This window comes from Streptomyces sp. NPDC059009 (assembly GCF_042740175.1).
Classification (GTDB): domain Bacteria; phylum Actinomycetota; class Actinomycetes; order Streptomycetales; family Streptomycetaceae; genus Streptomyces.
Map to the genome: position 1 here is coordinate 31,348 of NZ_JBHYJB010000030.1, position 12,346 is coordinate 43,693.

Genomic DNA, 12,346 nt, shown 5'->3' on the forward strand with positions numbered 1-12,346 from the left:
AACTGGTTGCCTGACCGGCGGTGGGTCCCATCGCGCGTGAAAGGGGCGTTCGGGGGCACTCTGGGCAGCATGAGCGCCTCGCCGTCTCCGACCCCGCCGTCGCGGCAGCCGCAGGCCGCGGCCCCCGGGCCCGACACCACCGTCACCACCGCCGTGCCCGCGCGCCTGGACCGGCTGCCCTGGTCCCGCTGGCACTGGATGATCGTGATCGGTCTGGGCACCGTCTGGATTCTGGACGGCCTGGAGGTCACCACCGTCGGCAACATCGCCAGCCGCCTGGCCGAGCCGGACAGCGGCCTGGACATCACTGCCGCGCAGATCACGGGCATCGGCGCGGCGCTGTACGTGGCAGGCGCCTGCACCGGCGCCCTCTTCTTCGGCTGGCTCACCGACCGCTACGGCCGCAAGAAGCTCTTCATGGTCACGCTGGCGGTCTATCTCGGCGCGACGGCCCTCACCGCGCTCTCCTTCGACGCCTGGTGGTTCTTCCTCTTCCGCTTCCTCACGGGCTTCGGTATCGGCGGTGAGTACGCGGCCATCAACTCCGCGATCGACGAGCTGATCCCCTCCCAGTACCGGGGCCGCGTCGACCTGATCATCAACGGCAGCTACTGGCTGGGCGCGATCGGCGGCTCACTCCTGTCCGTGGTCATGCTCAACACGGACATCTTCCCCGCGGACATCGGCTGGCGCCTCACCTTCGCCCTCGGCGTCGTACTCGGCCTGGTGATCCTCCTCGTCCGCCGGCACGTGCCGGAGAGCCCGCGCTGGCAGTTCATCCACGGCCGCGGCGAGGAGGCGGAGGAACTGGTCGCGTCGGTGGAGCAGGAGATCGAGCGGGAGAAGGGCAGGCAACTCCCGCCCCCCGACCGTGAGATCACGATCCACCAGCGCAAGAGCATCGGATTCGGTCTCATCGCGAAGACGGTGTTCCGGGACTACCCCAAGCGGGCGGTCCTCGGCCTGTCCCTCTTCATCGGCCAGGCGTTCCTCTACAACGCGATCACCTTCGGCTTCGGCTCCATCCTCACGACCTTCTTCGACGTGGCCTCGGACCACACGGGCTACTACTTCGCCGTGATCGCGGCGGGCAACTTCCTGGGCCCGCTGTTCCTGGGCAAGCTGTTCGACACGGTGGGCCGACGGGTGATGATCTCGTCGACGTATCTCGTGTCGGGCGCCCTCCTGTTCGGCACGGCCTGGCTCTTCGACCGCGGTTCCCTCAACGCGACGACGATGACGGCCTGTTGGTGCGTGGTCCTCTTCTTCGCGTCGGCGGGCGCGAGCAGTGCGTACCTCACGGTCTCCGAGATCTTCCCGATGGAGACGCGCGCCATGGCGATCGCCTTCTTCTACGCGATCGGCACGGCGGCCGGTGGCATCAGCGGTCCGCTGATCTTCGCCGACCTGACCGAGTCGGGCGTCGTCGGCGACACGGTCCTCGCGTTCCAGATCGGCGCGGGTCTGATGTGCGCGGCGGGCCTGGTGGCGGCGGCGTTCGCGGTACGGGCGGAGGGGCGCTCGCTGGAGGACATCGCGACGCCGTTGTCGGCGGCGAGGCCGACGGGGCCGACGGGGCCGACGGGGCCGACGGGGCCAGCGACGCCGGGAGCAACGGGGGCGACGGGGGCAACGGGGGCGACGGGCTGACCCCGTCGTCGCCGCGCCCGTTCAGCCCCATGCGAGGATCCCGCCATGGAAACTCATCGGGTGGCGGTCCTGGTGCGGGACGGCGTCCTGCCCATGGAGCTCGGCCTGGTGCACCAGTTGCTCGGCACCGCGCGTGGCGGGAAGGGCGATCGGCTCTACGAATTGCGGACCTGTGCGATACCGGGCCCCCGGGAGGTCCGTACGGACGCGGACTTCCCGATCCGGGCTCCGTACGGCCCCGAGGCCCTGTCCTGGGCGGACACGGTGCTGGTCCCGGCGTCGCACGAGGAGGACGAGGGACTGGTGCCCGGCGGCCTGGCCGCGGACCTGCGGACGGCACTGGCCGACGCCGCCGACCGCCCTGGTACCCGTATCGCCTCCATCTGCACGGGCGCGTTCGTGCTCGCGGCGGCGGGCCTCCTGGACGGCCGCCGTGCGACGACGCACTGGCTCGCGTCGGACCTGCTGGCACGGACGTTCCCCTCGGTGACGGTGGACGCGGACGTGCTGTACGTGGACGAGGGCGCCGTCCTGACCTCGGCGGGCGAGGCGTCAGGGGTGGACCTGTGCCTGCACCTGATCCGCACGGACTTCGGCGCGACGGTGGCGGCGGACGTGGCGCGCCGGATGGTGGTCCCTCCGCACAGGGAGGGCGGCCAGTCCCAGTACATCCAACGCCCGCTGCCGGAGCACGACTTGACGTCGACGGGCGCGGCGAGGGAGTGGGCGCTGGCGCGGCTCGGGGAGAGGCTGACTCTCGGAGAGATGGCGGAGCGCGCCGCGATGAGCACGCGCACGTTCAGCCGCCGCTTCCGCGAGGAGACGGGCCTGACCCCGATGCAGTGGCTGACGCAGCGGAGGGTGGAGCGGGCTCGGGAGTTGTTGGAGGGGACGGACTACACCGTGGACCGGGTGGCGGCGGAGGCGGGCTTCGGGACGGGGACGTCGCTGAGGGTGCACTTCGTGGCGGGGGTGGGGGTGGCGCCGGGGGCTTATCGGGCGACGTTCAGGGGGCGGTGAGGTGGCTCGCCTCGGGCGGTGCCTGATGTGTGCTGGGCGTGCTGGGCTGGCGTGGGCGATGTCCAAGATCCGTGGTCCTGGCTCGCCGGAATCGCTACCGTCGCGGCATGACCGCAATGCCCAACTGGGCGCACCCGCCGCGTGCGGAGGGCTGGTTTGCGGAGGACCTGGACCTCCTTCCTGAGGCGCCTCGCCACACCGAGCTCATCAATGGAGCCCTCGTCTTCGCGATCCCGCATCAGCGGTCGTGGCACAGCCGCGTCGTCACCGGCCTCACCACCCTCCTCATGGCGCAGGCCCCGTCAGGGTTCGAGGTGGAGCGGGAAATGACGGTCCGCCTTGACGCCCGTAACCGACCGGAGCCGGACCTGCTGGTGACGACGGCGGCCTACGACGCCGACCGCACGTGGTTCGCCCCGGAGGACGTGCGGCTCGTCGTCGAGGTCGTCTCGCCCGAGTCGGCGCACCGCGACCGCACGGTGAAGCTTCGGAAGTACGCCGAGGCGGGCATCCCGCACTACTGGTGCATCGAGGATGAGGACGGCACACCTGTGGTCCACGTCTACGAGCTCGACGCACCGACGGGCGTCTACGCACCCGCGGGGATTTTCCGGGGCGCCCTCAAGCGCCCCGTGCCGTTCGAGATCACTGTCGATCTCGACGGGCTCACCCCGCGACGCGGCGCGGGAAGCCCCTCGACCACGGGTGAGGCTGACTAGCTCACTAGGCGGAGCGCCGGTCGACCAGTACGTACGACGCGGCGGCCACGGCCCCGGCGACCCCGAACACGGCGGGCCAGGCCCCGACCTTCTTGGCCAGCGGGTGCGAGGCCCCGAACGCGCCGACGTACGCGACGCTGAGCGCGGCGGCGGTCTTCACCCCGGCCTTGGCCCGCCACTGCTGCGCGGCGGCGGCCCCGGCGACGGCGAGGACGGCGCCGCCGAGCGGCCGCTTCTTGGTGAACCGGGCGGTGGCGTACCCCCCGACGAGTCCGCTCACGGCTACTGCTGCGCTTGCCGGAACCTTGGCCATGGTTGCCCCGCCTTTGATTGGTTTGTCTGTGTCTTGGGGTGAGGTTAACGCGGGGTGGTGGAGGCTTTGCTGCGGGCCCCTCGTGTCCGGTGACTGCGCCCGTGCGGAGACCGCCAGCTCCGGCAGCTGCACGGGGAGTCACCGCTTGCTGAAGGCTGGTTGCTGCTAGGCGGGCAGGGGGCAATCCAAGCAGCGGAGTCCACGAGGAGTGCTGGTGCTGCCTTCGAACTCGGAGAAACCGCCGCTCTCGTTCTGATACACGATGCCAATCCCGTGTTCGGCAAGGAGCTCACGGAGATCCTCGCGAGGAAGCTCTGGAGCCAGCACCATCAGGTTGAGCGGCTGATCGTGGTCGAGGCTCATCAAATAGCGTCTTGCGTGCAGGAGTTGAGCAAGAGCCTGAGTGATCGACTCGCTTGCTGCGCTGCCGGTCGGCTCGTACACGGTGTTGTTCGTCTGGTTGTAAAGCTCGAACATGAGGTGAGATGACGAGTTTCGCATCGACAACTCAAGCTGACCGATGCTCTCCCCAGATGCAACTTCCTGGTCCTCGAAGGAGTCCGCCAAGTCGTCGCGGGCGGCCATGACTTGATCGACATCGACCTGCGGCTGACGTTGGCGTCGCTGGCGTCGGAGTGCCCGGCTGAGGCGGCCGCCAGTCCGGTTGAACCGACCCCTGGAAGCAGGTGCCAGTTGAAGGGTGTCGGAAGCCTCCCGGATGTATGGGCCGATGGGGCGCAGCCTAAACACAATGACGTTGCGAGTATCACCCAGTTCGTCCCTTGCTGCACCGATTTCAAACGGATTGCGTTTATCTAGGCTGAATTCGCCTATATATCTGTGCGTCCGAGTGTCGCTACCGGGGAGTTTTCCCACGGCGACGAACACGTGCAAGGTGCGTCTCTTGCGGGAATGCTCCAGGATTGCGGTATTTCCGCCTCCCTGGGCGCCATCGAAGGTCTGATCCCCCCGCTTCCCAGCTCCGGTATAGGTGAATATGGGACCCAGGTCGTCGTCCTCGGCAAGCCAGCCGTCGCGATATCCGTAGCGCTCGCCAACCTTGCTGTCGGAGAAGACGAGGACGTTCCGCTTCTCGACTGCAGGACAGATACCGGCGTAGCCGCTGCCGCCGAGTACGGGGTGGATCTGTGCGCGCGTGAGGATGTCACCGGGCCGAAACCCGGACGTGGGCGTCGTCATGAGTTGAGGCTAATGGGTTCAGTGCGCATGGGGTGCGGCAGGTGAGCCACATCGCTCGGTGGTGCATTGTGACGGCGCTAGACCCGGGCGAAGATGATGCGATGAGTGATGCAACGGGGACGGTCGTAGCGAGTGCTATCGCTTTCGTGGCCGCAGTCATCGGGGCTGTGATCGCTGGTCTATACGCCAAGCGTGGCGCAGAGACGGGAGGGCGTAAGGCAGTTGAGGCGGCGCTCGCGCAAGTGCACGGGCAAGCGGCAGCGGAGCACTGGCAGTGGGTACGTAGCCAACGGCATCAGTCCTTCGCCAATCTTCTCGCGTCCTATGCCGCTCTGGACGAGGGGCTTGCGCGTCTTGCGCCTGAGGTGCGAGAAGGTGCCAGGCTTGATGAAGTAGCCGGGCGTGAGCTGCAGCAGCGCACACTCGAACTGCAAGCATCAACAAGCAAGTTGGCGCTGTGGGGGCCAGATGAGGCAAACGTGCTGGCCTATGCGGTGACTCAGGAGGCGATGGCTGGGATAAGAGCTTTGCTACGAGCAGCGCATGTGAGTTCCGCGGGCTTGAGTGTAGATTGGTCCAGTTTTGACCGAGCGCGAGAAGGGATGACGCAAGCCCATGCCGAGTTCCTTCAACGTGCTGGGGAGATCATTCGTGACCCGCTGCAGCCAGTCAACTAGTAGAGGTATCGATCTGTGATGGCGGATTCCGTATAAAGCCCTGCCAGGCAGCAGCGCTCACTATGAGCTGCGGCCCCAAGGCAACCTTGGAGTCGCGTACCGCGATGCCTCCGACGAGTGTGGCTACTTCCAAGCACTCGCCCCCCATGCCATTGCTGTAGCTGCTCCTGCGCCACTGGACGCTCGACGACAGCATCATCGGGAGTGTTCCTCCAAGAGTCTTGTGATCAGCAAGGCCGAGCGCTGGGGGCTCAGCGCTAGGGCCCTGAGGTGGTCGAACGCCTTCGTGTAGAGGGCCACGTCCTTGGGGTCTTCGAGATAGACCGAGTCGGTCAGTCCTTCCCGATACACGACGTCCGGGTCCTCCTGCTCCGGGAAGCCAAGGACGGTGAACGATCCCGTTGTGGGGTACGCACCCGCATCGAACGGGAGGACCTGCACCGTTACATTCCTCAACCTCGCCATTTCCAGCATACGTTCGAGCTGCCCCGTCATCACCTGCCGACTCCCGACTAGGTGCATGAGTGCGCTCTGGTGCACGACTGCCCACAGGTCTGGCGCGCCATCGCTGGTGAGGAGCTCTTGGCGCCGCATGCGTACGTCCACCATGCGCTGGACTTCATCGGCTGTGTGGTCGACCCACGCCCGACTCTGCTCGGCGGCGTAGTCAGGGGTCTGAAGTAGTCCGGGGATGAACTCGCCTTGGTAGCTGCGCAAGTTGACCGCTGCCTGCTCCAGGCCCACATACACGGAGAACCATGAGGGGACGGCGTCTCCATGAGCGTGCCACCAGCCCTTTGTCTTGGACTCCTTGGCCAAGGACTTGAGGAGATCGCGTAGTTCGTCCGAGGTGCCGTAGGAGCGGCATAGTGCGTCTACGTCAGACGGCTGAACGCGTCCTTGACCTGTCTCCATCCGGCTGACCTTGGAGCCGCTCCAGTCCAGCTCCTTGCCTACCTGATTGCAGGTGAGTCCGCTCTCCTCCCGGAGCTTCTTGAGCTCGATTGCCAGTCGTCGGCGTCGTGCCGTGGGGGATCCAGCCATACCAACTCCTCGTGCCGTAGCGGAAGTTCTATCCCATCGGAAGGTGAGAGAAAGGCCAATCACCCTAAGGGGGGAATCCCTCCCTGCATGTTGCATAACGGGATGCCCCACTGAGACTCTCTCACTGAGAGTGGTCGAAGGTCACGTAGTGCACGCGAGCGGCTCGGGAGGCGGGCAAGGATGATCTACGCCAGTCAGTTCTTGAGGCGAAAGCCATGGGATCTTCCCTTCGAAGCGGAAGCCCGCGAAGTTGCGGGCTTGCGAAGGGTGTTGAAGATCCACCTCACTCTGTGGGGGCTGCCGGAGGTTGTAGAAGCGGCACAGACCTGTGTCTCGGAACTCGCGTCAAACGTCATCAACCACGTGGGTGTCGGTACGCCTGCCACCTTGGCGGTGTCCATGCGAGACACCTACCTACGTATCGAGATGCATGATCCGGATGCTCGAGCGCTACCTACGCTCCTTGCTGCCGGAGATGAGGAGGGGTCTGGGCGAGGTGTGCAGCTCATCGACGCGATCACCAAGCACCGTTGGGGTGTCATTCTTCGCGGAGCATCCAAGGTGGTGTGGTGTGAGTTGGCGACGAACCTTCCCTGTGCCAGCAGCCACGACGCTCCTCTCACGGCGTTGCGAGAGGGCAGTCAGTTTGGGGCGCAGGTTGGCCCGTATCGCTCCGTGCGCCCAATGGGGCCGGGGCGTCTGGAAGCGACTGTTGCCGAGGAGGCGGCAGTCGAATTGATCGCCGACCTCCTCGACTGTCTCCGCGCACACGGTTGTGATCCCGACGATGTGCTGGATAGGGCTCAGATGCACTTTGAGGCGAAAAGTGAGAGTTCAGCTCGACGTGGCGGCGGCCGAGTACGTCCACACATCGGCTGGTAGCTCGTGGTCCAGCTGCCAGGTGATCGCCATCGGCTTGCTGCCGACGTGGGAGACGTAGCGAGCGGGGCCAAGGAGCATCCACGGTGCGGGGCCGCCGATGTCCGTGTTCTTGTATCGACGTACAAAGAGCAGGATGTGGCTGCCTCGCTGGGTGTGCTCGCGGTAGCGGCGACCGGTTGTGGAGTTCTCGTCCGTGGTGCTCTGCGACTCCCAGTGGAACAGGGTTGGGGCCATCGCGTAGTCCTTGTAGCGGACCGTGGGAGAGAACTCCTTCTCATCTTTCTCCAGGGTGACGAGGAGAGCGTCAGTCTTGAGCTCCTTTGCGTCAATGACTCCCTGGGCAAAAGATCCCGGCATCTGGCCGCCGAAGCGCGCCACGTTGAGGGCCGCGAGGATCTCGGAGCGGTTGTACGAGCTATGGATCTTCAGGGGGAGGCCCCGGTGAGTTCCCTCCAGGGGGAGCGGGACGTGATCCGCGTGAGCCAAGCAGTGATTGAGGACTTGGACTAGCTCGTTACGGACCGCCTTCTGGGTACGCAGCGAGGCGAGCCCTTCCTGATAGGTCGTGAACCTGCCGGCCTTGTCCCAGAAGTTGAAGAAGAGCATGCGAGCGTACCGCTGCTCTAGAGGAGGCAACGCGTCGTAGTGCGGGGCGTCATCTGCGAGAAGCCGTTGGTAGGACTCAATGCGCTCACGATCGTCCACGTGGAGGAAGGATGGCATGCGCTTGAGAAGGGCCAACTCGCCCTCGGGAGGGGTGTCAGTGAGGAGTTGCGCCCGCCGGAGGAGAGTGGTCCATGAGTTTCCGTTGCCCCCGCGATAGATCTCTTTGATCTCGCGTCCGCTCTCCTGTAGGTAGCGGGAGAGTTTCGTCTCGGCGTAGCTCGCCACTTCGCGGGAAAGCACGTTTGCGTTGACGTTGAGCTGATCCCGGATGTTGTTGATGATGGTCTGTTTGGCCTTGCTCTCCAGCGTGATTTCGCAGGATGCGGGAAGTGTGGGAAAGTCGTGCTCCAGGTTGTCGAGGAGACGCTTCCTGGTGAAGTTTGTCAGTGCGCGGAATTGGTTCTCGAATCGGAACTCTTTGCGGTGTTGGCCGATGAAGTCGAGAACGGTGAGGATCTCCTTCTCCTCCGTGCGGCGTAGACCTCTCCCGAGTTGCTGAAGGAAGAGGGTCGCGCTTGCGGTGGGGCGCAGAAGGAGCAAGGTGTCGATGTCGGGGATGTCGAGGCCCTCGTTGAAGAGGTCAACAGAGAAAATCACCTGGATCTTCCCGGCCCTGAGGTCCTCAAGAGTCTGCTTGCGCTCTTCTCGTTGGCTCTCACCGGACAATGCGATGGCATTGAGCCCTGCCTCGCGGAAGTATTCAGCCATGAAACGCGCATGCGTAACTGAGACGCAGAAGCCGAGTGCGCGCATGGCACCTGGATCGGAAATCTTGTCCTGCACGGAATCGAAGATGAGCTGTGCGCGCTCCTTGTTTCCAGTGAAGATGCTACTCAGGGAGTCCCTGTCGTAGGTGCCGCGCTTCCACTCCACTGCCCTCATGTCAGTGTCGTCGCTGATCCCGAAATAACGGAAGGGGCTGAGTAGTTCGTTCTCTAGGGCTTCCCATAGGCGCATCTCCGCCGCAATGCGTCCGTTAAAGAACTCATCTTGAACCGTCTTGCCATCCGTGCGTTCGGGTGTTGCGGTGAGGGCGAGTAGCTCTCCGGGGGTGAAATGTTCGACGACCTCTCGATAGGTGCGCGACGTACCGTGGTGGAACTCGTCTAGCACGATGACGTCGAAGTGTCCCGGTGAAAGCCTGTTCAGGGCCAGAGAGTTGAGAGATTGGATACTCGCAAAGACGTGCTCCCAGTCCTGAGGAATCTCGCCGCTGTGGTATGCCTCGCCGAACTTTGGGTCATTGAGTACACGTCGATACGTATCCCTCGACTGCTCAAGAATCTCCCTGCGGTGCGCGACGAAGAGGAGCCGTAGAGTACGGCCTGCATCGCGGCACAGCTGCTGATAGTCGAGGGCGGCCATGACGGTCTTTCCAGTACCGGTGGCAGCGACCAGGAGGTTGCGGTGCAGACCGCGAGCCGAGCGCTCTACACGCAAGCGCTCCAACATGTCCTTCTGGTGCGGATAGGCCGATATGTGCCGTGCAGAGGCTGTGCGATTCAGCCACTCGCGGGCGCCCTCTAGGGTGCTTACCGCCTCCAAGATCGCGTTCGCCGTGTGCAGCCGTTCGTCTTCGGGGAGGTGCTGGAGCGCGCTGCGAACGGTCTCGGCAGCGCGCCAGGCGAGGGTACGAGGTGTTGATTCGGATCTGGCCACGCCTTCGATGTCAGGCAGGCTGTCTTCGTCGAATTCCTTCAATCGCTCTTCGAGGCGTAGCGCAATCAGTCGCTCGTACAGGTCGGAAGTCGTGTTGGTGGAGCCGGTCGCCTGAGTCATGCTTGATCTCTCCCCGTGAAGTCAGCACGCGCGATAGAACCGCGATGGAGCAGCCCTAGGAGAATATGCGGCGGACTTGAGTGGTGTTGCGGGAAGGTCTCAAGTGGATGAGGTGCCCGAGGAGTGGGACGTGCCTACTCTCGTCCCACTCCGTGGCACCCCTCATAGGCAACCCCCGACCCACACCAACACCCCTCCCCACCCTCAGGCGGCCACCCCACAGCCCGCCCCCGCGCCGCCAGCGTCGTCGCGTACTGGGGCAGCAGCTCCACCGCCTCCGGAGACGCCCCCTCCGACGCCGCGAACGCCTCGTACGACGGGACCGTGCCCGTCACCACCCCCAAGTTCGGGGTGCCCGATTCCGCCAGCTCCCTCAGCGACGACTCTATGGTCGCCAAGTGCTCCTCGTGGGAGGGGTATTCCGCGCTCAACGCCGGGTACGCCGCCAGCAGTTCCGTCAGTTCCGTGGACGGCCAGTGGAGGACCGCCACCGGGAACGGGCGGGACAGGGCTGCCCTGTACGAGCCCAACTCCGCCTGCAGGCGGGCGATTTCCGCGCGGAGTTCCGCGGGGTTCTCCGAGCCGAGCGACCAGATCCTCTTGGGGTCGTGGAGTTCGTCCAGTGTGATGGAGGAGGGGACCGAGGACGAGGCCGAGGAGGAGTGGATCCGGTCCGCCGTCTCGTCCCACTCGTCGTGGGTCCGGCCCAGGAGGCGCCGTACCCGGTGGCGGCCGAAGAGCAGGGGGTGCGTGGGGTAGGGAGGCTCCGGCACGTCCGTCAGGAGACGCGTCGCCGCCTCCGTGAACGTCTCCTCCGCCTGTTCCAGCTCGTCGTGGGACTCCAGGGACTCCGCCACGATCACCCACGGCGCCGGGTCCTGGGGGGACGACGTGCGGACGCCCGTGATGATCGCGCGGGCCTCCGCCTCGTGGCCGTACTCCCAGAGGTTCGCCGCCTTCAGCGCCTTCACCAGGAGGGGGTTCTCCATGCCGTCCGTGGAGAGCAGCGCGTCGTAGAGGCTCGTCGCCCGCGGGCGGTCGTCGGCCAGTTCGTAGTGGGCCGCCGCCTGGAGCAGCAGTTGCTCCGCGTCCTTCGGGTAGAGGCCCGCCGTGCGCTCCAGGCGCTCGGCTTCTTCGATGTGGTCGGCTGGCGTGACAGGCGTGTCGGGGCGCATACGCGACACCGTACTGCCCAGGGGATTGTCACGTGTATGGGCGGACGCGTCGCACATCTATGGCCTGTTGTGCGGGGAGCACCTATCGTGCGGCCGCCGGTGGTGGAGGGAGTGGTGGAGGGAGCGGGCGTGTGCCTGGGAGTGGAGGGGCGGGAGGTTCCCGTCGTCGTGCAGGGGCGCCCACGCGTCCGGTCCCGCCTCACGCGCGCCCTGTGGAACGGTGCCGAAGTCGCCGTCACCCTCGGACTCGTCCTTCTCCTCCTCGTCGTCCATCAACTGTGGTGGACCAATCGGCAGGCCCGCGCCGGGGCCGAGAGGAAAGTCCACGCCCTGGAGAGGGAGTGGGCAGCCGGGGAAGGGAGCGGGAGTGGGGCCCCTGAGGAAGGCCCTACGTCCATCCCCGAGGACGCGGGGGCCTCGACCGCCCCCGAAGAGCCGCCCTCCGGATCCTCCCCCCGTTCCCCGCGCCAGCGCCCCGTCGCCGCCCAGCCACCCCCACCCCGCTGGGACCAGGCGTACGCCATCCTCCGCATCCCCCGCCTCGGCCTCAGCGCCCCCGTCGCCGAAGGTGTCAGTAAGGAGAATGTGCTCAATAGGGGCTACGTAGGGCACTATCCGCGCACCACCCAACCCGGTCGCCCCGGAAACTTCGCTCTCGCCGGGCACCGCAACACTCATGGCGAGCCCTTCCGCCACATCAACCGGCTGCGCAAGGGCGACACCCTCACCGTCGAGACCAAGAGCGCCACCTACACGTACGTCGTCGACAGCGGACTCCCCCAGACCTCGCCCGGCGACGGGGGTGTCATCAGGCCCGTGCCCCGCAGTGAACGGCACCCGAGCGCCGGATATCGCGCGGCCGGCTACTACATCACCCTCACCACCTGCACCCCGGAGTACACCTCCAAGTACCGCCTCGTGGTGTGGGGCAAGTTGCGCGCGATGAAGCCCCGATAGGGTCCTTCTCCGTGATCTCTCCCGCGATCTCTCGCCGCCCGCACCTCCTCTGGCTGCTCGTCCCCTTCGTGCTCTACCTGGGGGCCCTGCCCTTCGCCAACCGCGTGCACCCCGTCGTCCTCGGGCTGCCGTTTCTCTTCTTCTGGCTGCTCGCCGCCACGCTCCTCACCCCCGTCGCCGTCTGGCTCACCTACCGCGGGGATCAGAAGCTGAAGAAGGCCCAGGCGCTGAAGAAGGGAGAGCGGGCGTGAGCAACGGAGCCGT

General features: G+C 65.8%; 12 protein-coding genes and 1 pseudogene. 7 read left to right on the forward strand and 6 right to left on the reverse strand.

All coding sequences use genetic code 11. The annotated features are described in order from the left end of the window. The first annotated feature begins 69 nt into the window (after positions 1 to 69). From ACFWYM_RS27495 to ACFWYM_RS27505, 3 genes are all read left to right on the forward strand, one after another. Entirely contained in the window at positions 70 to 1,650 is a 1,581-nt protein-coding gene (locus tag ACFWYM_RS27495) for an MFS transporter (protein WP_384842737.1), read from the forward strand. 45 nt (positions 1,651 to 1,695) lie between these two features. Further along, complete coding sequence (locus ACFWYM_RS27500; protein WP_384842740.1) at positions 1,696 to 2,670, forward strand: GlxA family transcriptional regulator; 975 nt, start codon at positions 1,696 to 1,698, stop codon at positions 2,668 to 2,670. A 107-nt stretch (positions 2,671 to 2,777) separates the two neighbouring features. Next, positions 2,778 to 3,389 carry a Uma2 family endonuclease gene (locus ACFWYM_RS27505; protein ID WP_384842743.1) on the forward strand — a complete coding sequence of 204 codons (612 nt, stop codon included), beginning with the start codon at positions 2,778 to 2,780 and terminating at the stop codon, positions 3,387 to 3,389. A gap of 4 nt (positions 3,390 to 3,393) precedes the next feature. On the opposite strand, the gene ACFWYM_RS27510 is transcribed toward ACFWYM_RS27505, so the two are convergent. Together ACFWYM_RS27510 and ACFWYM_RS27515 are read right to left on the reverse strand one after the other, a co-directional pair. Beyond that, a complete protein-coding gene (locus tag ACFWYM_RS27510) occupies positions 3,394 to 3,702 on the reverse strand; it encodes a hypothetical protein (RefSeq protein WP_384842746.1) in 309 nt (102 codons plus the stop codon). A gap of 165 nt (positions 3,703 to 3,867) precedes the next feature. Beyond that, on the reverse strand, positions 3,868 to 4,902 hold the full coding sequence (locus ACFWYM_RS27515) for a hypothetical protein (protein ID WP_384842749.1): 1,035 nt from the start codon (positions 4,900 to 4,902) through the stop codon (positions 3,868 to 3,870). Positions 4,903 to 4,943: 41 nt separating this feature from the next. On the opposite strand from ACFWYM_RS27515, the gene ACFWYM_RS27520 reads away from it, so the two are divergent. Further along, positions 4,944 to 5,579 (forward strand): hypothetical protein, encoded by a 636-nt coding sequence (locus tag ACFWYM_RS27520; RefSeq protein ID WP_384842752.1) that lies wholly within the window; start codon positions 4,944 to 4,946, stop codon positions 5,577 to 5,579. Here the strand turns inward: ACFWYM_RS27520 and ACFWYM_RS27525 are convergent. Then, positions 5,572 to 5,778, reverse strand: coding sequence for a DUF397 domain-containing protein (locus tag ACFWYM_RS27525; RefSeq protein WP_384842755.1), 207 nt, complete (start codon positions 5,776 to 5,778; stop codon positions 5,572 to 5,574). The genes ACFWYM_RS27520 and ACFWYM_RS27525 overlap by 8 nt on opposite strands. Further along, positions 5,775 to 6,623: a helix-turn-helix domain-containing protein gene (locus ACFWYM_RS27530; protein WP_384842758.1), complete on the reverse strand. Its 849-nt coding sequence runs from the start codon at positions 6,621 to 6,623 to the stop codon at positions 5,775 to 5,777. The genes ACFWYM_RS27525 and ACFWYM_RS27530 overlap by 4 nt, the downstream gene beginning before the upstream one ends. 180 nt (positions 6,624 to 6,803) lie before the next feature. Between ACFWYM_RS27530 and ACFWYM_RS27535 the strand changes: the two genes are divergently transcribed. Then, positions 6,804 to 7,505, forward strand: coding sequence for an ATP-binding protein (locus ACFWYM_RS27535; RefSeq protein WP_384842761.1), 702 nt, complete (start codon positions 6,804 to 6,806; stop codon positions 7,503 to 7,505). On the opposite strand, the pseudogene ACFWYM_RS27540 reads toward ACFWYM_RS27535, so the two are convergent. Together ACFWYM_RS27540 and ACFWYM_RS27545 are read right to left on the reverse strand one after the other, a co-directional pair. Beyond that, positions 7,458 to 9,644 (reverse strand): annotated as a pseudogene (locus tag ACFWYM_RS27540) (DUF3427 domain-containing protein); the annotation flags it as partial. The gene ACFWYM_RS27535 and the pseudogene ACFWYM_RS27540 sit on opposite strands and share 48 nt — an antisense overlap. Positions 9,645 to 10,084: 440 nt before the next feature. Next, positions 10,085 to 11,125, reverse strand: coding sequence for a hypothetical protein (locus ACFWYM_RS27545; RefSeq protein WP_384842764.1), 1,041 nt, complete (start codon positions 11,123 to 11,125; stop codon positions 10,085 to 10,087). A gap of 141 nt (positions 11,126 to 11,266) precedes the next feature. Here ACFWYM_RS27545 and ACFWYM_RS27550 point away from each other — a divergent pair, with 141 nt between their 5' ends. After that, a complete protein-coding gene (locus ACFWYM_RS27550) occupies positions 11,267 to 12,082 on the forward strand; it encodes a class E sortase (RefSeq protein WP_384843092.1) in 816 nt (271 codons plus the stop codon). Between the two features lie 11 nt (positions 12,083 to 12,093). Continuing rightward, positions 12,094 to 12,333 carry a DUF3311 domain-containing protein gene (locus tag ACFWYM_RS27555; RefSeq protein ID WP_384842766.1) on the forward strand — a complete coding sequence of 80 codons (240 nt, stop codon included), beginning with the start codon at positions 12,094 to 12,096 and terminating at the stop codon, positions 12,331 to 12,333. Positions 12,334 to 12,346 lie beyond the last annotated feature (13 nt).